Annotated in this window: 25 protein-coding genes, 1 tRNA gene and 1 pseudogene; 13 read left to right on the top strand and 14 right to left on the bottom strand. The window is 62.5% G+C overall.

Annotated features, from left to right (window positions below; translation table 11 throughout):
- Nucleotides 1-16: 16 nt before the first annotated feature.
- Nucleotides 17-805 carry a DUF3108 domain-containing protein gene (locus AC0L2C_RS28165; RefSeq protein WP_091593506.1) on the bottom strand — a complete coding sequence of 263 codons (789 nt, stop codon included), beginning with the start codon at nucleotides 803-805 and terminating at the stop codon, nucleotides 17-19.
- 254 nt (nucleotides 806-1,059) lie between these two features.
- Between AC0L2C_RS28165 and rpmB the strand changes: the two genes are divergently transcribed.
- From rpmB to AC0L2C_RS28150, 3 genes are all read left to right on the top strand, one after another.
- Complete coding sequence (gene rpmB / locus AC0L2C_RS28160; RefSeq protein WP_023797188.1) at nucleotides 1,060-1,356, top strand: 50S ribosomal protein L28; 297 nt, start codon at nucleotides 1,060-1,062, stop codon at nucleotides 1,354-1,356.
- Nucleotides 1,357-1,493: 137 nt separating this feature from the next.
- The gene (locus AC0L2C_RS28155) at nucleotides 1,494-2,174 is read left to right on the top strand and encodes a queuosine precursor transporter (RefSeq protein ID WP_473524952.1); all 681 of its coding nucleotides are present in this window, start codon (nucleotides 1,494-1,496) and stop codon (nucleotides 2,172-2,174) included.
- Between the two features lie 30 nt (nucleotides 2,175-2,204).
- On the top strand, nucleotides 2,205-2,906 hold the full coding sequence (locus AC0L2C_RS28150; protein ID WP_473524951.1) for a spermidine synthase: 702 nt from the start codon (nucleotides 2,205-2,207) through the stop codon (nucleotides 2,904-2,906).
- A 32-nt stretch (nucleotides 2,907-2,938) separates the two neighbouring features.
- Here AC0L2C_RS28150 and AC0L2C_RS28145 read toward each other — a convergent pair whose 3' ends face one another.
- The 4 genes from AC0L2C_RS28145 to AC0L2C_RS28130 form a co-directional block, all read right to left on the bottom strand.
- Nucleotides 2,939-3,970, bottom strand: a complete 1,032-nt coding sequence (locus AC0L2C_RS28145) for an esterase-like activity of phytase family protein (protein WP_473524950.1) — start codon at nucleotides 3,968-3,970, stop codon at nucleotides 2,939-2,941.
- Nucleotides 3,967-5,865, bottom strand: a complete 1,899-nt coding sequence (cobT, locus tag AC0L2C_RS28140) for a cobaltochelatase subunit CobT (protein ID WP_473524949.1) — start codon at nucleotides 5,863-5,865, stop codon at nucleotides 3,967-3,969. The genes AC0L2C_RS28145 and cobT overlap by 4 nt, the downstream gene beginning before the upstream one ends.
- A gap of 47 nt (nucleotides 5,866-5,912) precedes the next feature.
- On the bottom strand, nucleotides 5,913-6,899 hold the full coding sequence (cobS, locus tag AC0L2C_RS28135) for a cobaltochelatase subunit CobS (protein WP_128246076.1): 987 nt from the start codon (nucleotides 6,897-6,899) through the stop codon (nucleotides 5,913-5,915).
- 117 nt (nucleotides 6,900-7,016) lie between these two features.
- Entirely contained in the window at nucleotides 7,017-7,646 is a 630-nt protein-coding gene (locus AC0L2C_RS28130; RefSeq protein WP_127211936.1) for a J domain-containing protein, read from the bottom strand.
- Nucleotides 7,647-7,837: 191 nt separating this feature from the next.
- Here AC0L2C_RS28130 and AC0L2C_RS28125 point away from each other — a divergent pair, with 191 nt between their 5' ends.
- Nucleotides 7,838-8,140: a BolA family protein gene (locus AC0L2C_RS28125; RefSeq protein ID WP_077372975.1), complete on the top strand. Its 303-nt coding sequence runs from the start codon at nucleotides 7,838-7,840 to the stop codon at nucleotides 8,138-8,140.
- 129 nt (nucleotides 8,141-8,269) lie between these two features.
- On the opposite strand, the gene AC0L2C_RS28120 is transcribed toward AC0L2C_RS28125, so the two are convergent.
- The 4 genes from AC0L2C_RS28120 to AC0L2C_RS28105 all read right to left on the bottom strand — a co-directional run bounded on the left by AC0L2C_RS28120 (nucleotide 8,270) and on the right by AC0L2C_RS28105 (nucleotide 11,856).
- A complete protein-coding gene (locus tag AC0L2C_RS28120) occupies nucleotides 8,270-9,073 on the bottom strand; it encodes an alpha/beta hydrolase (protein ID WP_473524948.1) in 804 nt (267 codons plus the stop codon).
- A gap of 85 nt (nucleotides 9,074-9,158) precedes the next feature.
- Entirely contained in the window at nucleotides 9,159-10,052 is an 894-nt protein-coding gene (locus AC0L2C_RS28115; RefSeq protein ID WP_473524947.1) for an HlyC/CorC family transporter, read from the bottom strand.
- Nucleotides 10,049-11,254, bottom strand: coding sequence for a 3-dehydroquinate synthase (aroB, locus tag AC0L2C_RS28110; protein ID WP_473524946.1), 1,206 nt, complete (start codon nucleotides 11,252-11,254; stop codon nucleotides 10,049-10,051). The genes AC0L2C_RS28115 and aroB overlap by 4 nt, the downstream gene beginning before the upstream one ends.
- On the bottom strand, nucleotides 11,251-11,856 hold the full coding sequence (locus AC0L2C_RS28105; RefSeq protein ID WP_473524945.1) for a shikimate kinase: 606 nt from the start codon (nucleotides 11,854-11,856) through the stop codon (nucleotides 11,251-11,253). Before AC0L2C_RS28105 ends, aroB begins: the two co-directional genes overlap by 4 nt.
- Before the next feature lie 274 nt (nucleotides 11,857-12,130).
- Between AC0L2C_RS28105 and AC0L2C_RS28100 the strand changes: the two genes are divergently transcribed.
- The 5 genes from AC0L2C_RS28100 to AC0L2C_RS28080 all read left to right on the top strand — a co-directional run bounded on the left by AC0L2C_RS28100 (nucleotide 12,131) and on the right by AC0L2C_RS28080 (nucleotide 16,180).
- Nucleotides 12,131-12,283, top strand: a complete 153-nt coding sequence (locus AC0L2C_RS28100; RefSeq protein ID WP_091593135.1) for a histidine kinase — start codon at nucleotides 12,131-12,133, stop codon at nucleotides 12,281-12,283.
- Between the two features lie 5 nt (nucleotides 12,284-12,288).
- Nucleotides 12,289-13,206: a site-specific tyrosine recombinase XerD gene (locus AC0L2C_RS28095; RefSeq protein ID WP_473524944.1), complete on the top strand. Its 918-nt coding sequence runs from the start codon at nucleotides 12,289-12,291 to the stop codon at nucleotides 13,204-13,206.
- A 117-nt stretch (nucleotides 13,207-13,323) separates the two neighbouring features.
- Complete coding sequence (locus tag AC0L2C_RS28090) at nucleotides 13,324-14,274, top strand: acetyl-CoA carboxylase carboxyltransferase subunit alpha (protein WP_023797175.1); 951 nt, start codon at nucleotides 13,324-13,326, stop codon at nucleotides 14,272-14,274.
- A gap of 293 nt (nucleotides 14,275-14,567) precedes the next feature.
- Complete coding sequence (locus AC0L2C_RS28085) at nucleotides 14,568-15,896, top strand: L,D-transpeptidase family protein (RefSeq protein ID WP_473524943.1); 1,329 nt, start codon at nucleotides 14,568-14,570, stop codon at nucleotides 15,894-15,896.
- Between the two features lie 5 nt (nucleotides 15,897-15,901).
- Nucleotides 15,902-16,180, top strand: a complete 279-nt coding sequence (locus tag AC0L2C_RS28080; protein WP_023797173.1) for a sulfurtransferase TusA family protein — start codon at nucleotides 15,902-15,904, stop codon at nucleotides 16,178-16,180.
- Between the two features lie 161 nt (nucleotides 16,181-16,341).
- Here AC0L2C_RS28080 and AC0L2C_RS28075 read toward each other — a convergent pair whose 3' ends face one another.
- Together AC0L2C_RS28075 and AC0L2C_RS28070 are read right to left on the bottom strand one after the other, a co-directional pair.
- Complete coding sequence (locus tag AC0L2C_RS28075; RefSeq protein ID WP_128246069.1) at nucleotides 16,342-17,451, bottom strand: CobW family GTP-binding protein; 1,110 nt, start codon at nucleotides 17,449-17,451, stop codon at nucleotides 16,342-16,344.
- 4 nt (nucleotides 17,452-17,455) lie between these two features.
- On the bottom strand, nucleotides 17,456-18,619 hold the full coding sequence (locus tag AC0L2C_RS28070) for a D-alanyl-D-alanine carboxypeptidase family protein (RefSeq protein WP_473524942.1): 1,164 nt from the start codon (nucleotides 18,617-18,619) through the stop codon (nucleotides 17,456-17,458).
- 230 nt (nucleotides 18,620-18,849) lie between these two features.
- Between AC0L2C_RS28070 and AC0L2C_RS28065 the strand changes: the two genes are divergently transcribed.
- Nucleotides 18,850-20,013 (top strand): M20 aminoacylase family protein, encoded by a 1,164-nt coding sequence (locus tag AC0L2C_RS28065; RefSeq protein ID WP_473524941.1) that lies wholly within the window; start codon nucleotides 18,850-18,852, stop codon nucleotides 20,011-20,013.
- 103 nt (nucleotides 20,014-20,116) lie between these two features.
- Here AC0L2C_RS28065 and AC0L2C_RS28060 read toward each other — a convergent pair whose 3' ends face one another.
- Together AC0L2C_RS28060 and AC0L2C_RS28055 are read right to left on the bottom strand one after the other, a co-directional pair.
- Nucleotides 20,117-20,257, bottom strand: a complete 141-nt coding sequence (locus AC0L2C_RS28060) for a glycine zipper domain-containing protein (protein WP_287238213.1) — start codon at nucleotides 20,255-20,257, stop codon at nucleotides 20,117-20,119.
- Between the two features lie 79 nt (nucleotides 20,258-20,336).
- Nucleotides 20,337-20,636: a DUF768 domain-containing protein gene (locus AC0L2C_RS28055; protein WP_023797167.1), complete on the bottom strand. Its 300-nt coding sequence runs from the start codon at nucleotides 20,634-20,636 to the stop codon at nucleotides 20,337-20,339.
- A 234-nt stretch (nucleotides 20,637-20,870) separates the two neighbouring features.
- Between AC0L2C_RS28055 and AC0L2C_RS28050 the strand changes: the two genes are divergently transcribed.
- The 3 genes from AC0L2C_RS28050 (at nucleotide 20,871) to AC0L2C_RS28040 (ending at nucleotide 23,083) form a co-directional block, all read left to right on the top strand.
- Nucleotides 20,871-20,947: transfer RNA gene (locus AC0L2C_RS28050), tRNA-Arg, on the top strand.
- A 1,329-nt stretch (nucleotides 20,948-22,276) separates the two neighbouring features.
- Nucleotides 22,277-22,567: a hypothetical protein gene (locus tag AC0L2C_RS28045; protein WP_473524940.1), complete on the top strand. Its 291-nt coding sequence runs from the start codon at nucleotides 22,277-22,279 to the stop codon at nucleotides 22,565-22,567.
- 132 nt (nucleotides 22,568-22,699) lie between these two features.
- The gene (locus tag AC0L2C_RS28040) at nucleotides 22,700-23,083 is read left to right on the top strand and encodes a hypothetical protein (RefSeq protein WP_473524939.1); all 384 of its coding nucleotides are present in this window, start codon (nucleotides 22,700-22,702) and stop codon (nucleotides 23,081-23,083) included.
- A gap of 46 nt (nucleotides 23,084-23,129) precedes the next feature.
- On the opposite strand, the pseudogene AC0L2C_RS28035 reads toward AC0L2C_RS28040, so the two are convergent.
- A pseudogene (locus tag AC0L2C_RS28035) lies at nucleotides 23,130-23,402 on the bottom strand (hypothetical protein); the annotation flags it as partial.

Genomic DNA, 23,402 nt, shown 5'->3' with positions numbered 1-23,402 from the left:
CGGCGCGCGATCGCGCCTAATCTGTCGCTTCGAACCGCTCCGCGCTGACGGTAAGGGTGCCGATTTTCGTGCCGACCGTGGCGTGGATCGGCGCATATACGCCGGTTTGGCCGACCGGTGCAAACGTCACCATGATGCGGCTGCGCTTTCTCAGGTAATCCAGGGATTTGCGGTTCTTGCGATAACCCGCCACCGGCTCAAAATCCAGCCGGCAAGTGACGGTATCGCCCTCGTAGCCGCGCACCGAGGTCGAGCCTTTCGACTCGTAGGTCAGCGTCAGATCGGCGCGCATCTCGCCGTCATAGAGCTTCACCGTGCGCCCGCAGACCTTGTCGAGACTATCGGCATGGATGACGGTGGCGGCCATTGGATCGAGCACCGAGGCGAGATGGCTGGCGGCCAGCGGTATCCATTTCTTGGAATTGCGCTTCTTCGGCGCAGGCACGACCTTGGTCGCGGTAACAGTGCCGTTGGCGAACTGGATATCGATCATCGATGCCTTGTCGCCCGATTTGTAGTCGGCGCGGAACGCCTGCGGCTGCAATTGCTTGCCCAAAATCTTGCCCTTCGACGAGACCGTGCCACGCGTGTCGTCGAATATTGTGGCGAGGCCGGCGCTGGAGACGCTGCCTTCGATCGAATAGGTATCGCCTTCGTAACTGCTGGAAAAGCTTGCCTTGGCCACCGAGAAGCCGTGGACCGAAACCGTATACTCGCCCTTGAAGGATTGTTGCGTGGCGGCAGAAATTGCCGTCGGCAGCGCCACGGCGAGCGATGCAAGGAGAGCATGAGACGAACGAAGCATGGCGGGATCGATCCTCGATTTCAGCAGAAGCGCGCAACTCCAGCCTGGCATCTCCTTGTGCGACCGCTTATAGACTGAATTTCGGCCTTTATGTGAAAGACGTCGTCACACCCGGGCGCAAGCCGGAGCTTGACGCATCGCCGAAATGCAACTATGGAACGCCAACTTTTTCCATAAGGCCGCCTGACCGAAACCGCGCGCCACCCGGCGCGGGTTGAATGTTTGGCCAGACCGAGAACTGAAGGTTTAGAACCATGTCCCGCACCTGCGAACTCACTGCCAAGGCAGTCATGTCCGGCAACAATGTGAGCCACGCCAACAACAAGAGCAAGCGTCGCTTCCTGCCCAATCTCGTCAATGTGACGCTGATCTCGGAAGCGTTGAACCAGAATGTGCGCCTGCGCATTTCGGCCAACGCGCTGCGTTCGGTCGAACATCGCGGCGGCCTTGATGCGTTCCTGGCCAAGGCCGACGCCAAGGAGCTGTCGCAGCGCGCGCGGCTGCTGAAGAAGCAGATCGCCAAGAAGCTCGCCGAACAGCCGGCCGCTTGATTTTTCAGGCAACCGCCTTCGGCATCGGACCGAAAAGTGCGAAGCGGTTATCGGAGAAATCCGATGGCCAAACAGCAATGGAGTGTCGTCCGAACTCGGCATGACACCCCGCTGGTTCCATTACCCAGGATAAAAAAATGAGCTTTTTCTCCCGATACCTGCCCTTCGTTGCGGCCATGGCGCTTGTCGTGGTGGCGTCGAACGTCCTCGTGCAGTTCCCGCTGCAGGGTGCAATCGGTGGCCTGTCGCTGGCCGACATTCTAACCTGGGGCGCCTTCACCTACCCGTTCTCCTTCCTGGTCACCGACCTTGCCAATCGCCGCTACGGCCCGGCTGTGGCGCGCCGGATCGTGTTTGTCGGCTTCACGGCGGCAGTGATCTGCTCGGTCGTCATCCCGCCCTTGCTGTTCCGCTGCGGCCTGATCGAATTCGAAACGGCTGCCGACCGGCTGGTGCGCATTGCAGCGGCTTCCGGCACCGCGTTCCTGATCGCGCAGCTGCTCGACGTGACCGTGTTCAACCGGTTGCGCGGGCAGAGCTGGTGGCGGGCGCCGATCGTCGGCACGCTGGTCGGCTCGGTGTTCGACACCGCGGTGTTCTTCACGATCGCCTTTTCGGCGGCTTTCGCCTTCGTTGGCCCGAACGATGGCTTTGCGCTCGAAACCGCGCCGCTGATCGGCGTGCTGCCGGTCGAGGCCATGCGCTGGGTGTCATGGGCGCTCGGCGACCTCGGCGTGAAGCTGATCATAGCAGTGGTGGCGCTGATTCCCTACCGGCTGCTTGCCGCCCGCTGGAGCCAGCCGGCACTGGCGGCATAGAGAAAAGATCATGCCCACAGGTTCTCGAGCATGATCCCTTGGGTCCAACTCGATACCGCGAAAACGCCTGACGGCGACCATGAGCTGCGCCTGAAACAACGCGGCGCCGAATTCTCGATCATGCTCGGCTCGAACGAGCTGATGAATAGCCGCCTCAGCGGTTCTGAGGAAGCGCTGGCGAGGCTGTCCTGCCAAAGGATTGCCGGCCGCAGGCAGCCGAAAATCCTGATCGGCGGGCTGGGCATGGGTTTCACGCTGCGCGCCGCGATTGCCGAGCTTGGCGCCGATGCCGGCATCGTTGTCGCCGAGTTGGTGCCCGCCGTGGTGGCGTGGGCGCGCGGCCCGATGGCCTCGCTGTTCGGCGGCTGTCTCGACGATCCGCGCGTGACCATTCGCGAGGCGGATGTCGGGCAGATCATACGATCGGAAGCCTCGGCCTGGGATGCCATCCTGCTCGACGTCGACAATGGGCCGGAAGGGATCGTCCACAGGGCCAACGATGCCCTTTACAGTGTAGCCGGGCTGATCAGCGCGAGAGCAGCGCTTAAGCCCGGCGGCGTGCTGGCGGTCTGGTCGCAGGGACCCGACAGCGGCTTTACCCGCCGGCTCAAGCAGGCAGGCTTCGCGGTCGAGGAGGCCAAGGTGCGAGCCAATGGCAAGCGCGGCGCACGCCAAATCATCTGGATCGCGACCAACGGACCCGGGCCTGCCGCAACTAGCGCCAAGCTGTAGCTTGTTATCGGCCGTCCTTTGCCGACCGCCTCTCAATCCTCGTGCAGAACAAATTCCAGATACAGATTACGCTGTAGCATCGAGTGGTTGTCGTCCGAGACCAGCGACACCATCAGCGCGCCGTCGTCGCGGGTCCAGACGTCGAGCCCTTCCATATTGTCGATCTGGTAGCCCATGTCGGCTTCCATCAGCACCGGCCCGTCGGCAACCGCGCCCTTCTCGACGCTTTCGCCATAGATGCGCCGCAGCCGCATCTTGACGCCGCCGGCCATCGAAAAGCTGCGCTCCAAAAGCAAGAGGTCGCCGTCCGGCAGGAAGGCGCCGTCGGCAATGTCGAAATTGCCGTTGCGCTTGACGGTGAAGACGCCCTTGTGCGGCCCTTCGATAACGGCCGCATAGATGTTGCCTGCCTTGTCGAGGCTCTTTTCCGAGACCACGACCAGCCCGCCTTGGTGCTGGCCGTCAGGATTGGCGTGGGTGACGGTCTCAAAGCCGCGATTGCGGCGAAGCTCCCAGGCTGGAATCAGGAAGTCGAGTTGCCTGAACGGCGGCTTCATGTCGCCCGGTTCGATCTTGAACTGTGCAATGCGGTGATCGCGCTCGAAGCCGACTGTGGCAATGCCGTCCTTGAGCGCAAGGCCTTCGGCGTCGACCTCCCATTTCTCGGCGATCAGCTGGCCTGCCTCGTCGGCCATCTGCTGCATACGGAAATTCCGGATGCCGGATGGGCGCTTGTCGGCATCATGGGTGACGGTGCCGAAGAACCAGAAACCGGTGTCGGCGACGCCGATGAAATCACTGCCGGGCTTGCGGAAACGAAACGCCGACAGCGCGCCGAAATCGCGTGACGGCGAGGTCATTTCCAGCCCGCCGACGAATTCGAGCGGGCCGAACCGCTTTTCGTCACCGCCGATATGAAACCGGTCTATCAGCCGTGCCGAGATTTCGATCGGCTCGACCGCAACGGTGCCGGCAGCGACGGGAGCCGACAAGGCGATGCCGGCAACGAACAGGGCTGTGGCGGCGAAAAGCGTCTGCCGAAAGCCGCCCCGCGAAAAAATCATCCGGCGCGCCGCATGCCGCCGCGTCGCGTGTCGCGCATGCTTTCCTCGCCAAACAGCGAGGCCAGTTGCTCGGTCATGGCGCCGGCCAGTTCCTCGGCATCGACGATGGTGACGGCGCGGCGATAGTAGCGGGTCACGTCGTGGCCGATGCCGATGGCCAGGAGCTCGACCGGCGAGCGCGTCTCGATCAATTCGATCACCGCGCGCAGATGCCGTTCGAGATAGTTGCCCGGATTGACCGACAGCGTCGAATCGTCGACCGGCGCGCCGTCCGAGATCATCATCAGGATCTTGCGCTGCTCCGGCCGGGCGATCAGGCGGTTGTGGGCCCACAGCAACGCCTCGCCGTCGATGTTTTCCTTGAGCAGGCCCTCGCGCATCATCAGGCCGAGATTGCGCCGCGCCCGCCGCCACGGATGGTCGGCGGATTTGTAGATGATGTGGCGCAGATCGTTGAGCCGCCCAGGATTGGGCGGCTTGCCTTCCTTCAGCCATTTCTCGCGTGCCTGCCCGCCCTTCCAGGCGCGGGTGGTGAAGCCGAGGATCTCGACCGAGACGCCGCAGCGTTCCAGCGTGCGCGCCAGAATATCGGCGCAGGTGGCGGCGACGGTGATCGGCCGGCCGCGCATCGAGCCCGAATTGTCGAGCACCAGCGTCACCACCGTGTCGCGGAATTTGGTGTCGCGCTCCTGCTTGAAGGACAGCGGCTGCATCGGGTCGATGACGACGCGCACCAGCCGCGCCGGGTCGAGATAACCCTCTTCGAGATCGAAATCCCAGGACCGGTTCTGCTGCGCCATCAGCCGGCGCTGCAGCCGGTTGGCCAGCCGGCCAACGACGCCGGACAGGTTGGCAAGCTGCTTGTCGAGGAAGGCGCGCAGCCGATCCAGCTCTTCCTCTTCGCACAGATCCTCCGCACCCACCGTCTCGTCGAAGGCGGTGGTGAAGATCTTGTAGTCGATCTCCTTCGACAGATTGGTGAAGGGATTGTCGTTGCGGCGCGCCTCGCCGGGCGTCTCGGCATCGGCGTCGTCATCGTCGGACAGGTCGTCGGCGGTAGCATCGGATGCCTCCGTCTCGGCCGATTGCTCGTCGTCGGACGACGCCTCGGTGTCGTCCGACTGCGACTGCTCGGAGCCGGAATCGTCCTCGCCGCCCTCTTCGCTCTGGTCCTCGCCTTGCGGCTGGTTTTCGTCGTTGTCTTCGGAGTCTTCGGTCTCCTGGTCGTCACCGAGTTCCTCGGCCATTTCCATGGAAGCCAGCATCTCGCGCACGACGCGGGCGAAGGCCTGCTGGTCGTCGAGCTTTGCCGACAGTCCGTCGAGATCGGCACTTGCCTTCTCCTCGACCCAAGGGCGCCAGAGGTCGACCAGCCGCTCGCCGCTCTTCGGCACGGCGCGGCCGGTCAGCTTTTCGCGCACCATCAGGGCCAGCGCCTCCTCGATCGGCGCATCGGCCTTGTCCTTGACATCGATGAGGTTGGCCCTGGTGTATTTGTCCTCGAGCATCGAGCCGATATTGTCGGCGACACCCTGCATGGCGCGGGAGCCGATCGCCTCGACGCGGGCCTGCTCGACCGCATCGTAGATGGCGCGGGCCTGTTTGCCCTCCGGCGCCAGCCTGGTGTGGATGCGCGTGTCGTGGCAGGCGCGCTTCAGCGCCATGGAATCGCCGAGCCCGCGGGTGATGGCGATGTCGGCCTTCGAGGCTTTCTTCGGCAGTTCAGGCAGCCGGGCGCGGCTGCCGGCGAGCGCCGGCCGATCCTTGGCGAAACCGACCTCGAGCTCCTTGTCGCCGGCAATCGCGCGCATGCAGACGGTGACGGCGCGCTTGAAGCTGTCGGCTTCAGACCCCGTCTTCGACTTGTTGCGCGTGTTGTCGCCTGGACCCGCCATCGATCATTCCTTGGAGCATGACCCCGAAAATCGGAATCGAGCCATGCTTACCCCAGCACCACGTTGGCGGCGCTCTCCGGCAGGTCCTGGCCGAAGGCGCGCTGGTAGAACTCGGCGACCAGCGAGCGTTCCAGCTCGTCGCACTTGTTGAGGAAGGTCAGCCTGAACGCCATGCCGATATCGCCGAAGATCTCGGCATTTTCGGCCCAGGTGATGACCGTGCGCGGGCTCATGACGGTCGACAGGTCGCCATTGATGAAGGCCGAACGCGTCATATCGGCGACACGCACCATCTTGCTGACGATCTCCTTGCCCTTGGCATCGCGATAGTGCTTGGCCTTGGCCAGCACGATGTTCACCTCATTGTCGTGCGGCAGATAGTTCAGCGTGGTGACGATCGACCAGCGGTCCATCTGCGCCTGATTGATCTGCTGGGTGCCGTGATAGAGGCCGGTGGTATCGCCGAGACCGACGGTGTTGGCGGTCGAGAACAGCCGGAACGCCGGATGCGGGCGGATGACCCGGCTCTGGTCGAGCAGCGTCAGCCGTCCCGACGATTCCAGCACGCGCTGGATGACGAACATCACGTCCGGACGGCCGGCATCGTACTCGTCGAAGCACAGCGCGACATTGTGCTGGTAGGCCCAGGGCAGGATGCCGTCGCGGAATTCGGTGATCTGCAGCCCTTCCTTGACGACGATGGCGTCCTTGCCGACCAGGTCGATGCGGCTGACATGACTGTCGAGATTGACACGCACCATGGGCCAGTTGAGGCGGGCGGCGACCTGCTCGATATGTGTCGACTTGCCGGTGCCGTGATAGCCCGACACCATGACGCGGCGGTTGTAGGCAAAGCCTGCGAGGATCGCCATCGTTGTGTTCTTGTCGAACAGATAGTCCGGATCGATGTCTGGCACATGCTCGCTCGTCACGGAATAGGCCGGCACCACCATCTTGGACTCGAAGCCGAATTTCTCCTTCACCGGCACGGTGGTGTCGGGCAGGTTGGCGATGTCGCGATCGACCTTGTTCATCTTTATCAACGTCTCCACGGGCGAAGCGCCTGATTTCGCCGGCAATCGATTTTGTCCGGGGGCGGTCTTAGAGCCTTTTCCAACCTTATGAAAGTTGGAAAACGACACGGAGGTCGCTCAGCACAATCCTGCCTGCTTGAGCACGCGATAGGCCTGGAGCACATCGCGGAACCGGTCTTCCGAACCTCTGTCGCCGCCATTCGCATCCGGATGGTGGCGTTTCACCAGTTCCTTATAACGCGCCTTGATGTCCTTGCCAGTCGCCTTTGTATCAAGGCCAAGCGTTTCCAGCGCCTTGGCCTCAAGCGGCTTGGCCTTGCGCTCACGCGCCTCGCGCGGATCTTTTGGGCCTTTGAACAGGTCGAACGGATCGCGCATGCGGTTGTAGTAGCCGGCGCGGCCGGAACGCTGCTGCGCGAAATCGGGCGAGGAGCGCGTCGAGGCGCCGTTGACGCCCATCTTCCATGTCGGCCGGTGGCCGGTCATCGCTTCCTTCTGGAAGCGGGCGATCTCGGTGTCGGGGACACCGGAGAAATAATTGAAGCCCTTGTTGTACTCGCGCACATGATCGAAGCAGAACTGAAAATATTCGCCCTCCTTCATGCGCCCGACCGGCGCGCGATGGGTGCCGGCCTCCTTGCAACCGTCCCACTGGCAGATCGGCGAACGAGACTTCAGCTCCGCATCCTTTTCCGGGCGGATGCGGATTTTCTCGAAATATTTGGGGTACGGTTTCATCTTACCCATTTATGGGCTGTTCGCCGGTGCGAAACAAGAATTGACATTTTCGCGATGATCGCCCTAACCGCTGAATCGCGGCATAAAGCGGGCGATCGGCGAATTTTGTCGCGACGGCGGCGCCGCGCGTCGTTCCGGACGCGCAAAGGCCGCCGATTTTCGGGGGTTGCGCCCGCCATATGTGGTGAAGGGAAGTACGAATGTCCATACAGTCGACGATGGAAGGCAAGTTGAAGAAGGCGTTTTCGCCGGAGCGGCTGGTCATCATCAACGAAAGCCATCTCCATGCCGGCCATCACCATCAGGACTCCGACCATCACGGCACCTATGACGGCACCGGTGAGACGCATTTCCGCGTCCGCATCGTCTCCTCAGCCTTTGCCGGCATGAGCCGCATCGAGCGCCATCGCGCGGTCAACGCATTGCTGGCCGACGAATTGAAGGCTGGTGTCCACGCGTTGGCGATCGAGCCGGCCGCGCCGGACGAAAAGACCAGGTGGTAGGCCTCAGAGCAATTCCAGGAAAAGTGTGAAACGGTTTTCCCGGGAAAAGCGCATAGCGCTTTCCCTAGGGAATTGCGCAAAAACAAAGAGATAGAGCGGTTCGGCGTTTCCGTGAAACGATGAACCGCTCTATCCGAGCGCTGCCTTCAGGAAAATCATCACCGCACCGGTCAAGGCGTCGCCTTCGTCGCCGAAATCGCGATTGATCGACATGTGCGAATAGGCGCTGCCATCGAACAGTGTCACCTCCGTTCCAGTCGCCCGCAGGCGCTCGGCGAAGGCCCGTGAGGCTGCCGCACGACCCGCTGCGCGCGAATAGGCGATGAAGGTCGCCGGATGTTTGCGGCTCCCGACATGGGTGGCCGGCGACAGCGTTCGCCACTGCGCCGCGTCGGGAAAGGCCTTTGCATAGGCCCGTGTCATGCCGCCGCTCCTCGCAAGCGCCTCCAGGTCATAAGCCCTGGTATCGTTCAGAACCAGCGCCGCGACGCCGGGCAGACCGCCGCGCAGCCCGGTCAGTGCGGCGAGATGGCTGCCGGCCGAATGGCCCATCACCGCAATCCGGTTCGGATCGCCGCCGTATCTGGCGATGTTGGCGCGCACGTAGCGATAGGCCTGCTCGACATCGTTGGCCTGGGTGGCGACATCAGCCTCAGGCAGCATCCGGTAGTCGATCGAGACGAAGCAGAAGCCATTGTCGAGCAGGAAGTCCGGCTTGACGTCGACGTTGGTGCGATTGCCGGCTCGCCAGGCACCGCCATGGATGAAAACGATCACAGGCAGGGAGTTGGCGCCGGCGCGCGCGTAGATGTCGAGCCTGGCCGGACCGTAGTCGATAGTTTGCGGAGATGGCGAAAGCCGGCGCGACGCCGCCGAAGCGCTGGCCGTCGACAAAGCCATCGACATCAAAAGCAGGGTTCGCCGATCGATCACCGTCACCTCCAGACAGCCCGGTCGAAAGTGCACGCCGGCGCGGCGAGCGTCCAGGATTGATTAGCCGCGAAAGAACCTATCAGAACTAAATCTCGCCGGCCGGCCTGATCCTCAGCCTTGCAATCCGGTTCTTGTCGCGCTTCATGACGACGAAGCGCTTGCCGTGAAAGGTGAAAGCCTGCTTCTCGTCCGGGATCAATTGCGTCTCGTGAATGACGAGACCGGCAATGGTGGTGGCTTCTTCGTCCGGCAGGTCCCAGTCGAGCGCCCGGTTCAGGTCGCGGATCGACACAGTGCCATCGACGACGACGGAGCCGTCGGCTTCCTGCTTGACGCCCTGCATGTCGATATCGTGCTCGTCGGCGATCTCGCCGACGATCTCCTCGATGATGTCCTCCAGCGTCACAAGCCCCTCGACCTCGCCATACTCGTCGACGACGATAGCGAAATGCGCCTTGCGCCGCAGGAAGGCGTTGAGCTGCTCCTGCAGCGTCGTGGTATCGGGCACGAACCACGGTTTTGAAGCGATCTTCATCACGTCGATCTTGGAAAAGTCGTTGCCGACATCGTTCAGCGCGCGCAGCAGGTCCTTGGCGTGCAGCACGCCGACGATGTTGTCGAGCGAGCCCTTCCACAAGGGCATGCGGGTATGCGGGCTCTGCAGGATCTCGCGCACCACCGCCTCCGGCCCATTGTCAGCATTGACCGAGCGCATGTTGGTGCGATGGACCATGACATCGGACACTTCGAGCTCATCGAGATCGGACAGGCGACCGATGCGGGCGCGATCCTCGCGCACCACCTGTCCGTCGCGACGAAAATCGTCGATGGCGCTGCGCGATTCGTCATGCTTCGAATGCTGCGGCTCGATGCGCTGCAATTCATAGCCGAAGGCGGCGAGCAGACGCGCGCGAAAGGCAAAGGCGAGCAGGCCGAGCCCGGCAAGGACAGCAGCGACAATCCAGCCGGCCTCGCTCATCCCGGTCGGCCTCTCGGCTGACCCGGTCGGCTGTTCTGCTGACCCGGTCGGCCTCTCGGCTGACCCGATCGGCTGTTCTGCTGACCCGGATGGTTCTCCCTCAGAAACGACAGCACTTCCGACGCCGGCACGTCCTTGGCGATGAAGGCCTGGCCGATGCCGCGCGTCAGGATGAAGGTCAGCGCGCCGCGCGACACCTTCTTGTCCTGGGTGATGAAGGCAAGCAGCGCTTCGGCGTCAGGCAATTCACCCGGAATATCGGCCATGCGCCAGGGTAGGCCAACGGCGCGAAGATGCGCCTCGACGCGCGCCGCATCGTCGGGACTTGCCAGGTTGAGGCGTGACGAAAAGCGATAAGCCAGCGCCATGCCGATGGCGACGCCCTCGCCGTGGACGAGACGGGCGCTGTCATATTGGGTGGCGCCCTCGAGCGCGTGGCCGAACGTGTGGCCGAGATTGAGCAGCGCGCGGTCGCCGGTCTCGAACTCGTCGCGGCCGACGACATCGGCCTTGGCGCGGCAGGCCTCGGCGATGGCCTCGGCCCGCTGCGGGCCGCCGGAGAACACCTTGCCCCAGTTTTCCTCCAGCCAGGCGAAGAAGTCGGGGCGATCGATGAGCCCGTATTTGGCGAGTTCGGCGTAACCCGCCCGGAATTCCCGGATCGGCAGCGTGTCGAGCACTTCGGTGTCGGCCAGCACCAGTTTCGGCTGATGGAAGACGCCGACGAGATTCTTGCCGCGCGCACTGTTGATGCCGGTCTTGCCGCCGACGGAAGAGTCGACCTGCGCCAGCAGCGAAGTCGGGACCTGCACGAAATTCATGCCGCGGCGCACGATGCCGGCGGCGAAGCCGGCCAGATCGCCGATGACACCGCCACCGAGCGCGACGACGACGTCGCCGCGTTCCAGTCTCGCGGCGAGCACGCCGTCCACCACCTCTTCGAGATGCGCGAAACTCTTGGTCTTTTCTCCCGCCGGCAAAGTAATGACCGCAGGCTGGATGCCGCCCTTTTCGAGGCCGGCCTTCAACGTCTCGAGGTGGGCGGCGGCGACATTGACGTCGGTGACCACCGCGGCGCGCGTGCCGGGCAGGCGGCGCGAAATCTCGGTGCCGGCGCGCGACAGCAGGCCAGAGCCGATCAATATGTCATAGGCGCGATCGCCGAGCCCAACTTCGACGGTGACTGTCGCATTGCTTTTCACGAGCCTACCTCGCCTGTCGCGGCTGCCACGCCGAAATACCCGCAAAGCGCGTTCACCACCTCGGCGGCGATGACCTCCTTGCGATCGTCGCGGGTCGGCACGGTAACATCGGCGGTGGCGTAGACCGGATAGCGCTCGGCCATCAACCGCTCGATCACGGCACGGGGATCGGCGCTTTTCAGGAGCGGCCGGTTCTGCTTCTTGGAAACGCGGTCCATCAACAGGTCGATCTCGGCCTTCAGCCATACCGACACGCCATGGCCGGCAATGGCCTCCCGCGTCGGTGCGCTCATGAAGGCGCCGCCGCCCGTCGACAGCACCTGCGGGCCGTGTTCCAATATGCGCAGGATGACGCGCTGCTCCAGCGCCCGGAACTCGGGCTCGCCATAGCGTTCGAACAGTTCCGGGACGCTCATCCGCGACACGCTTTCGATCTCCTGATCACTGTCCATGAAAGGCAGTCCCAGTATCCCCGCCACCTTGCGGCCGATTGCCGTCTTGCCGGCGCCCATCAGGCCGACAAAGACAATGGAACGGCTGCCCAGCCGGCCGAGCAGCGCGGCATGGCTCTCATCGGGAGGATTGGCTGGCAACGCGTTCATGACACCATGATGTTTCTAAGCAGGTTCCGCAAAGCTATCCCAGGTTTTGCGACAGAACCTGCGACAAGCCAAAGAATCCAGGCAGGCATTTTCGGGCTAGCCCACGAATGCCTGCTTAGACCCCTCTTTGCCGGCGTATCGACATCAAAAGCCTGATTGCGTCAAGCGTGGCGCCGCCGCACGTCGTCCGCGCTTCGCCCTTGAATTGGCCGGATTGGCGTCTCATAAGGGCACTGGGTTTGGAAACGCAGAACAACAAGACTGGCGAAAATTGATGCCGACACTGTTCCGCTTTGTCGTGACGCTCACGATTCTGGCCGGCATTGTCTATGGCGCGATGTTCGCTCTGGCGATGTTCGTCGAGCCGAGAAAGGCCGAAATGAGCGTGCGCATCCCTCCCGAAAAGCTCATTCCCAAGAAAAACTGAGAGACATGAACAGCGCGGCCCGCATCGAAGCCTTTCTGGAAATGATGAGCGCCGAGCGCGGCGCTGCCGAAAACACGCTTTCCAGCTATCGCCGCGACCTCGAAGACGCGTCAGCCGAGATCGACGGCGGGCTCGCTGGTGCCGCCGCTGCCGATATCCGCAACTATCTCGACGAGATAGCCGCACGCGGTTTTGCCGCCACCTCGCAGGCACGCAAGCTGTCGGCGATGCGCCAGTTTTTCAAGTTCCTCTACGCCGAGGGTCTGCGCGGCGACGACCCGACCGGCACCCTGGACAGTCCGAAGAAGGGCCGGCCGCTGCCGAAGACGATGAGCGAGGCCGACACCGGCCGGCTGATCGACCGTGCGGCGCAGGAGGCAGCTGGCGCCTCGCTGAACGATGGCGACGGCCTGGCGGCGCTGCGCCTGCATGCGCTGGTCGAGGTGCTCTACGCCACCGGCCTGCGGGTTTCCGAACTGGTCGGCCTGCCGGTGACGGTGGCGTTGCGCGACGATCGTTTCTTCATGGTGCGCGGCAAGGGTGACAAGGAACGCATGGTGCCGCTATCGGCAAAGGCGCGCGTGGCCATGCGGGCCTGGCTCGCTGCCCGGGCAACGGTGCCGGCTTTGGCGGATAGCCCGTTCCTGTTTCCGGCGGCAAGCGACAGCGGCTATCTCTCCAGGCAGGTCTTCGCCCGCGACCTGAAGGGCCTTGCCGCGCGGGCCGGCATCGCCTCGGCGAAAATATCGCCGCACGTGCTGCGCCATGCTTTTGCCAGCCATCTCCTGCAGAACGGCGCCGATCTCAGGGCGGTGCAGCAGTTGCTTGGCCATGCCGATATTTCAACGACGCAGATTTACACACATGTTCTGGAGGAGCGGCTGGTGCGGCTGGTCAACGATCATCATCCGCTTGCCGACTAGGCGTCATATCGCTATGTGAGGACCACGTTCCACCGCCCGGAGCCTCTATTTCCCAGGTTCCGCCAGTCATTGCCTCCCGGCTTGTCATTGCCTCCCGGCTTATCGGTCCGCTCAAGAATGTACAATTACCTCGATTTCGAAAAGCCGGTCGCCGATCTCGAAGGCAAGATCATCGAGTTGAAGAAGCTCGCCGAGAATGGCGAGGCGGTCGATGTCGGCGATGAGATCAGCCGGCTCGAGAAACGCGTGCGCGACGCATTGCGCGACACTTACAAGGCACTGACCCCGTGGCAGAAGGTGCAGGTGGCGCGCCATCCGGACAGGCCGCATTGCGTCGACTACATCAAGGGGCTGTTCAACGATTTCACGCCGCTTGCCGGCGATCGCAATTTTGGCGAGGACCAGGCGATCGTCGGCGGCTTCGCCCGCTTCCGCGGCGAGCCGGTGGCGATCATCGGCCAGGAAAAGGGCTCGGACACGGCCAGCCGGCTGAGGCATAATTTCGGCTCGGTGCGGCCGGAGGGCTATCGCAAGGCGGTGCGGCTGATGGAACTCGCCGACCGCTTCAATATCCCGTTGCTGACGCTGGTCGACACGGCCGGCGCCTATCCGGGCGTCAATGCCGAGGAGCGCGGCCAGGCCGAAGCCATCGCCCGCTCGACCTCGGCCTGTCTTCGCCTGAAGGTACCGTCGATCTCGGTGGTCATCGGCGAAGGCGGCTCCGGCGGTGCCATCGCAATCGCCACCGCCAACCGCGTCTACATGCTCGAGCACGCCATCTATTCGGTGATCTCGCCGGAGGGCGCTGCCTCGATCCTGTGGCGCGACACCACCCGCTCGAAGGATGCGGCGACCAACATGAAGATCACCGCTCAGGATCTGCTGGAGCTGAAGATCATCGACGCCATCGTTCCCGAACCGCTCGGCGGCGCCCATCGTGGCCCGGATACGGTGATTGCCGCCACCGGCGATCTCATTGCCAAAACGATGAAGGAATTCTCCGGCGCCAACACCGATTTTCGTGAGCAGCGCCGCGAGAAATATCTGGCTATGGGGCGAAACCTCTAGACTATGATCCCGAACCGAGACTCAGCGCAGCAAAAAGTGGGTACCGGTTTTCGCAAAAGGCGTGGTCGAACAAGAGGATTCAGGCCGGCCGATTTCAGTCGGACGGACCGCCGGACGGTTTCGACGCCGCAATGTGGCGAGATTTAGCACCTTCGCCACAAAAATGCCGCTGCGCTCGTTTCAATCGGATTGCCGTAAGGCCCGGTGCTGCGGTAAGGAATTTTCAAGGTTAACGGGCTTAGGGTTGGGTCTGTCGGCCCTGATGCCTGCGGTCCGAAAGAAAAGACATAGCCATGTTTGCCAAGCTTGCCCGCACCGCACTTGTGATTGCCGCGATAGGCGTCGCTGGCTGCAACGATTCTTCGATGAAGGATTTTGCCCCCCACGCCAACAAGCCGTTGCCCGAAAAAATCCTGGCCAGCATGAAGGCCAAGGGCATGACCCGCACCTCGCCGGTGATGGCCCGCATCTTCAAGGAAGAGGGCAAGCTCGAAATCTGGAAGGCCAAGACCAACGGTCGCTATGACTTGGTCGCCAGCTACGACATCTGCAAATGGTCGGGCAAGCTGGGCCCCAAATACACCGAAGGCGACCGCCAGGCGCCGGAGGGCTTCTATACGGTCCGTCCGGCGCAGATGAATCCGCGGTCGAGCTACCACCTTGCCTTCAACATCGGCTATCCCAACGTCTACGACCGCGCCAATGGCCGCACCGGTTCCCATCTGATGGTCCATGGCGCCTGCTCGTCGTCGGGCTGTTATTCGATGACCGACGCGCAGATCGAGCAGATCTACGCCTTCGGCCGCGACGCTTTCCAGGGCGGGCAGACCGAGTTCCAGATCCAGGCCTTTCCGTTCCGCATGACCGCCGCCAACATGGCGCGCTATCACAAAGATCCGAACTACGAATTCTGGAAGATGCTGAAGGTCGGCTACGACAATTTCGAGATCACGAAAGTGCCGCCGAAGGTCGATGTCTGCGAGAAGCGCTATGTCTTCAACCAGGTCGCGCCTGACGGCGAGACCTTCGATCCGACCGGCGCCTGCCCCGCGACGACGCAGCCGGATTCGCTGAAGAGCGCCTTCAATGCCTACCAGAGCACCTACGAGGCGGCTTTCAATGGCGCGGTCAAGGCCAGCGTGCCGGCTCCCAAGCCGACCATCGGCGGGATCAAGGAAGCCAGCATCGTCTCCGAGTGGTCGAAGAAACGCGCCCGTGGCGAACGCGTGCCGATCGATCCGCCGTCGTTCAACGCCGACGGCTCGGTGACGGCGACGGCGCGCATGGGCCGCATCGATTCGCCGGCGGGCCGCAAGATGGCCGCGCTCGACGCCGAGAAGGCCGCCAAGCAGAAGGCCGAGGAGCAAAGGCTTGCCGCGATAGAAGCGGCCAAGGCCGCGAAAGAGGCGGCCAGGGCTCAGGCTCTGGCCGAAAAGCAAACGGCCAGGATCAATTCGCTGGCCGAAGAGGAGGAGGCCAGGGCCGCAGCCGAAGCGCCTGTCGCTACCGCGACAATCGCGTCTTCCCCCGATGCCGCCCCGGCCGCAACGCAGGCGGCGAATGCCGGTGAAAGCAGGACGACAAGGCTGAAGAAGAAGCTGCTCGGCATGTTCGGCGGCTGAGCTTCATGCCTGAACACGGAGATGGGGGCCAGGAAGACAGGCCCTCAACCAGCCCCGCCCCCGCCCCTGTCTACGACCTCAAAGGCCTGAACTGCCCGTTGCCCGTGCTCAAGGCAAAAAAGCGGTTGGCCACAATGCGGCCGGGCAGCCGCCTATGGCTCGAAACCACTGACCCCCTCGCCGTCATCGACATTCCCGCCTTCTGCGCCGAGAGCGGCCATCGATTGATCGAAACGGCAGCGGTTTCCGGCGGCCATCGCTTTCTGGTCGAGCGCGGCGGCTGAGAGCAATCTCCCCCCTCGAGGGGGAGATGGCCGGCAGGCCAGAGGGGGTTGCCTCGCGTGAAGCGCCAACCTTGATCTGCCGCAGGAGGCCGCGTCCGGTCGCGCCGACCCCCTCTGTCGCCTTCGGCGAATCTCCCCCTCGAGGGGGGAGATCAGCCGCTTCACCGCCCGGCGATGGCCAGCGGGTTGTTTTCCAGCGCTGCGCGGTCCGGTGAGTCGATCGACGGCCGGTTGGTGAAGGCGGCAAACAGCCGGCGGACGTAATCTTCCGGCATGTCGAGCGTGATCAGCACCAGCCTTGTGCCGCGTTGGCCGTCCGGCCAGGACGGCAGCCGCGCCGGCGGATGCAGGATCTTCTGGACGCCGTGGACGACCAGTGGCCGCGACGGGTCTTCCAGCAATTCGATGACGCCCTTCATGCGCAACAGGCGCTCGCCATGTGCTGATCGCAACAGGTCGAGGAACATCTCGATCGCCGAAAACGGCACCGGCCCGTCATGAACGAGCGAGTAGGAGCGCACCCGGGAATCGTGCCGATGGTCATGATCGTGGTCATGGTCGCCGTGGTCACCATGGTGGTGGTAGTGACTATGGGCGGCTTCCTCGCCCAGCCAGCGCCGCACGTCGGCGGACTTGGTGGTTGGGTTGTAGAGGCCGCAATCGAACAGCGCCGCTGCATCGGTCCTTCTGTCACCCGCATCGAGCAGCTCGGCACCCGGATTGATCTGCCGCAGCCGCGCCCGCAAGGCCTCGACGTCGCGCGGATCGGTGGCCAGATCGGCTTTCGTCAGCACGATGCGGTCGGCGACCGCCGCCTGCTTCACTGCCTCGACATGGGCGTCAAGCGTGGCATCGCCGTTGACCGCGTCGACCAGCGTGATGACGCCGTCGAGCCGGAAGGCCTCGACCAGCGCCGGATGGGCCATGATCGACTGCAGCACCGGCGCCGGATCGGCGAGGCCGGTGGTTTCGATGACGACGCGGGCAAGCCGGGCGATGCGGCCGGTCTGCAGCCGGTCGACGAGATCGGCCAGCGTGTCGACCAGTTCGCCGCGCACCGTGCAGCAGAGACAGCCGTCGGAAAGCTGGATGATCCCGTCGGAGGCCTGTTCGACCAGGAGATGGTCGATCGCCACCTCGCCGAACTCGTTGATGATGACCGCGGTGTCGGCGAGCGCGGGATCCCTGAGCAGCCGGTTGAGCAGCGTCGTCTTGCCGGCGCCGAGAAAACCGGTCAGCACCGAGACGGCGATGGGAAAGCCGCTGCTCATCAGACTAGTTCACGGCCTTGGCGGGCTCCTGGGCCGCCGTGGCGGACCCGATCACTGCCGGCTCGGCGCCGGGCGGCGGCGGCAGGTCGGGCCGCCAGCTCGGCAGCGGCACGTCGGCATATTCCTGGCCCGATGCATCGAGCATGGCTTTCGGTATCGGCCCGGTGGCGCCGCCAAGGCCGACTGCGACCAATGTCGGCGCGTGATCGAGTTTTGTTCGATAGGGAGATTTTGCCGCATTCTTATCGCCGACGGGGGGAGCTTCCGACTGCTCCTTAGCCGGCTTCTTCCTGCAAATCTCGTCATTCAGGTTGTTGATCGATGTGGTGTCGCCATAGGAAGGCAGCGCGGCCACCGTCAGCCAGCCCGGTGTCGGCGTGGCAAAGCCGTGGTCGAGCAGCCTGGCGACGGTCTCGGCGCGGGTGATGGCCGACTTCTCGCCAAGCACCACCGCCACCAGCGTGCGCCCGTCGCGTGTTGCCGAGCCGATCATGTTGAAGCCCGAGGGACAGACGAAACCGGTCTTCATGCCGTCGGCGCCGGGATAGCGGCCGATCAGGAGATTGTAATTCGAGATCTGCTTCTTGCCGACGGCCAGGCCCTCGATCGAGAACCATGGGGCATATTGTGGAAATTCCGTGCGGATCGCCATCACCAGCAAGCCGAGATCACGCGCAGTCGTATACTGGTCCGGCGAAAACAGCCCGTTCGGGTTGACGAAATGCGTTCCGGTCATGCCGAGCCGGCGCGCCTCGGCGTTCATGCGTTCGGCGAAAGCGGCCTGCGAACCGCCGATGTTCTCGCCGACGGCCATGGCGACGTCATTGGCCGATTTGACCAGCATCATCTTCAGCGCGTTATCGAGTCGCATGACCGAGCCCGGCTTGAAGCCCATCTTGCTCGGCGGCTCGCTGGCGGAACGCTTGGTGACCTTGATCGGCGAATCGACCTGGACCTCGCCGGCGGCAATCGCACGAAACGCCACATAGGCGGTCATCAGCTTGGTCAGCGAGGCAGGATACCAGCGCTTGAATGCCTCCTGGTGCTGGAGGATCTTGCCATTCTCCAGGTCGAACACGATCGTCGGATTGGCGAGAGCCGGGCCGGCCAGCGCCGCAAGCGCCACGGCGCCCGCGAGCAACAATTTGAGGAAACGCCTGTACCGCATGGTGGAATCCGAAATCGCCTCTTGCCGCAGTCGCCTCTGGCTCCGTAAGATTTGTTACGCGATCGCCAGCATGGTGATCCGGTCCCTCGATCCGGATCACTATCTTGCGGTGCTATTTAGCCTATGTGACGTCAAGATGGCAAAGTGCCTGAATGACAATTCGAAAACAGCAGGCACAATTGCAAAGCAGCAGGCTGAATCCGTCTGCTCCAACAGCGAGATGGAACATCATGCCGATCCTGAACCGCGCCGCCGAAATGCAAGACGAGGTCGCCGGCTGGCGCCGCCATCTGCACCAGACGCCAGAGCTGAATTTCGACGTCTTCGAGACCGCCGGCTTCGTCACCGAGAAGCTGCAGGCCTTCGGTTGCGACGACGTGGTGACCGGGCTCGGCAAGACCGGTGTCGTCGGCATCATCCGCGGCCGCCTCGGCGAAGGCACGAGCATCGGCCTGCGCGCCGACATGGATGCGCTGCCGCTCAACGAGATCACCGGGAAACCCTACGCCTCGACCATTCCGGGCAAGATGCACGCCTGCGGCCATGACGGCCACACCGCGATGCTGCTCGGTGCCGCCAAATATCTTGCCGAGACGCGCAATTTCGCCGGCTCCGTCGCAGTGATCTTCCAGCCGGCCGAAGAAGGCGGCGGCGGCGGCAACGAGATGGTCAAGGACGGCATGATGGAGCGCTTCGGCATCTCCAAGGTGTTCGGCATGCACAACATGCCGGGCCTGCCAGTCGGACAATTCGCCATCAAGCCGGGCCCGATCATGGCGGCGACAGCCGAATTCACCATCACCGTCAAGGGCAAGGGCGGGCATGCGGCGATGCCGCACGGCACCATCGACCCGATCGTCATCAGCAGCCAGCTCGTCGGCGCTCTGCAGACGATCGCCTCGCGCAGCACCGATCCGGTCGAGGCTGTCGTGGTGTCGGTGACGAAATTCCACGCCGGCGACGCCTACAATGTCATTCCCGAAAGCGCCGAGATCGCAGGCACCGTGCGCACGCTGAAGAAGGAGGTCGCCAGGAAGGCTGAGCAGCGTGTGCGCGCCATCTGCGAGGGCGTGGGCGCGGCCTTCGGCGCAACGATCGAGGTCGATTACAAAGCCAATTATCCCGTCACCTTCAACCATCCGGAGGAGACGGTCTTTGCCAGCGATGTCGCCGCTGAAATCGCCGGCGAGGCACAGGTGCAACGCGCCATCCAGCCGGTGATGGGCGGCGAGGATTTCTCCTACATGCTGGAAGCGCGGCCGGGCGCCTTCATCTTCATCGGCAATGGCGACACCGCCGGTCTTCACAACCCTGCCTACGACTTCAACGACGAGGTCATCCCGCACGGCATGAGCTATTGGGTGAAGCTCGCGGAGACGGCGCTGGCCGCTTGATGCGTCGGCCATAAAACCGCCCTGCGGCTTGATCCGAGAGGTGCGCCGTGATTTGGGATGGCTACAAGGCGGTCGGGCCCGGGACGTGGCGATGCTCCGATCGTCACTTCCGACCGGACCGCCTCCGCGCAAGACCCAGGGCAATGCCCAGGGCGATACCGATTCCGATACCCGCAATAATATTGTCCAATGCGACGCCGATAGCCACGCCGATCACGACGCCGAGTGTGATGGTGTTTGGCATCTATCATGCCGGGTCATGTAGAGTGGAAGGGGAGAGCCGCAACCGCTGGTCGGCTGCCATCCGATGTTGCCTGGGACCGCTACGGCCCGCTCTTCGGGTCGTCGACCTCCAGCGCCTCCATGACGGGCGCCAGATCACTCTCTTCGGCCGGATCGGCAGCCGGCGGCTGTTCGCCTGTCCTGGCCTTGCTCAGAGCTTTCTCAATGGCCTCTTCGATGTCGCCGATCTCGTCTTGGCGCACCTCGTGACCATAGCCGGCCGCGTCGGCATCCTGCTCGAATTGCTGAACCAGGACGGCCACGCTCACTTCGCTTTCCGCGGGCAGGTTACCGACGTTCTCCTGCAGCCAGGTTTCAAAGAACTCTTTCGTAGCACTCATGCGGCATCTCCTTCGGCACACTAAAGCGCGGCGGTGGTCCGAAGTTCCGCTGTTTCCGGCTCATCTTTGCGGTCCACACTCGTGGTTCAATCGTAGGCTGACGAGGATGCAATTTCGAATTGTGAGCAGAAGCCTCTCGACGGCTATGCTTCATCGGCCATTGTCGAAACCGATTGATTGGGTACAGAGCGCCTCTTGGCGAAACGATCCGAAGCGGTTATGTGTCGGCCGCGTGGTCCCGTAGCTCAGTAGGATAGAGCGGCAGATTCCTAATCTGTAGGTCACAGGTTCGATTCCTGTCGGGATCACCAATAAAATCAAAGGCTTAGCTACTTCTGCCAGACAATTTCATGCGCCACTGATTTACCAGAATTGCCGCGCATTTCCGGGCTTTTCCAAGGGTTAGCCGGGATTCGCTGGCGCATGAATGGCGCACGGCGGCACATGAAAAACCCCACCGAAGCGGGGCTTTGTCGTTGCTGTGCGCAGAAGGCGGTCAGGCGGCGCAGCCATCGTAGACCGCGAACTTCTCGGTCGGACGCTCCACGGACATGTAATTGGCGAACATATCCGCGGCCCATCGGCTGGGCGCTCGCCACCATTCGACCGGCCGATCCCGCTCATCTAAGCGAGCCACCATCGATCCCAAATAGCTGCGGTCTGCATTAACTGTCCTGGTGCTCACTGCTCTGCTCCTCGTTGCTTGTTGATGTTAGCATTGGTATAACGATGCAAGCAGGGCTGTCAACTAACATCTGCTAACAATCGCAAACAGGAGCTAGGCATGGCGCGTACGGCACCCCTTGGATTAAGAATTGAACCGGCCGTGAAAGAGGCACTCGAGCGCGCGGCTAAGGCTGACCGCCGCACAGTCGCATCCTACGTGGAAATCCTCCTAATCGCCGATCTAGAGGCGAAGGGCTTCTTGCCCAAGAATGCGGCCTGAATAGGAAAGCGCCGCCCCTATTACCAAATTCAGGGCGGCGCGCTGACGTCGAAGCGTCAACGTCGGTTCTCGCGTACCAGCGCATCCGATCCGATGCGCCATCTGCAGAATAAACTCGTTTTTAGACGGAGCGCAACCAGCACTGTTAGAATTCCTCAAGGCGCTTTGGCCTTACGTCTCAAGGTAGATTATGCGAAAGCGCCTATTTATACTCCAGCCACATTGCAGCTGGACTCCAAATCTCTTCTGTGGAATCCATGGTCTTAAGACATATATAGGAGGATTGGTCCATGCATGGCGCGCTTATCTTCGATGACATTTCCAAAATAATTGCTCAACCTCGCAGGGACTGGCGCAGGCTAGCCCACGCCGCGGCATTGGATGTTGGCGGTAAACTCGCCACTGGATTGACGATAGGCATAGGCATTGCCGTCGGCATGGGCCTAGCTGGCTGAACGGTAACTTAACGAGCGAGCCGATTTATTCCGACGCACATGACGTTGCGTCACGACTCAGCTATCGCTAGTGCCGCGGCGGGTCTGATTCCCGCTTGGGCCGGCGCCGTTCAGGCAACCTCCCCTCTGGCGCCGGCCATCTTCTTTCCCGCTGAAATCGTCAAGGAGCCCTTGCCGGGGCCAAGCTTGTGTTTGCCTACCACCTGCGCGATTGTAGCTGTGAAGCCGAGGGTGGGGTCATGCTCGTCGCTATCTATCTTGGTCTCTGTTTCATCGTCGGCATTGCCGCTCAGAACTATCGCGGGCGCCGAGGAACTCCATGGTTCTTGCTATCCCTGATCATCTCCCCACTCCTTGCTGGACTTCTTCTGCTGGCATCCAAAGATAAGCGTCTGGCTGCTGTGTCGTTAGTAACCATCAGCGAAGAGCGACCAACCAATGGTCCGATATTCGTGAAGACGTGTCCTGAGTGCGCGGAACAGGTGAAGGTCGAGGCAAAAATCTGCCGGTTCTGCCGGCATGAGTTTTGACCGCCCAACGAATGTCGTACGTCGCCAGGCCCCGGTGAACTAGACCCTTTTGGGATAGGCGAACTATTTTTATGTTATGGTGATCGTCGCCGACGTTCAGAATAGCGCCGCGCCGCCATGGGAGGTTGGAGGATGCTTCGACATATTTGTCTAATTATCCCGTCCATGGCAGCTTTCGGTGCCGGCATCGGGCCGCTCTTTTCGGAGGAAGGTCCATTAACGCGAGCAAAGGCCCAACAGCATCTTTGGGAGCTGGAACGTCCACAACCGCCGGGCATGTCCGTATCGAAGACCGCAAGTAGTACAGTGCTCATAGATCTGCGCCTAGCGATGCAATCGTTTTCCGATATGCAAACGTTCGACGTATTCCAAAAGTGCTTGGAGGCGGGCTCTACACCGGACGGTCGACCTTGTGAGTTGACCGGCATGAGTGAGCATTTCACTGACCTTTACCTCTATGACAAGGAAGCAGAGGGGCGTCTAGTTCGCTTTCTCAAATCAGAACAAGGGCGGTAGTCTAGTCAATCCGCCAAACCGGAGCCGTCGTCCGACGAACTCTGATTTAATCGCCGTCCCAAAAATCCTGCAGCGACGCGTGGCGCAGGTCTTCCTCGCCCCGTAGGTGCTTCACACGACCGATTAGGCCCGGCTTGACCCATTGCGTCGCCGGCCGCTTCATGCCCTTTGGCGGCTGTCCGGGGGGCTCCTGAACGCGTTTCCATAGCCGCTCGCGCATTTCACGATTGGCGTTGATGAACGTGACCTGCCATTGAATTTTCATCCGGCTGCAGTTAGAGCCTCGGCGGGTTTTACGCCGTATGGCGCGGGTTGAGCA

It is taken from the genome of Mesorhizobium sp. WSM4845, from assembly GCF_055811455.1.
This window is presented reverse-complemented; position numbering and strand designations above follow the sequence as displayed.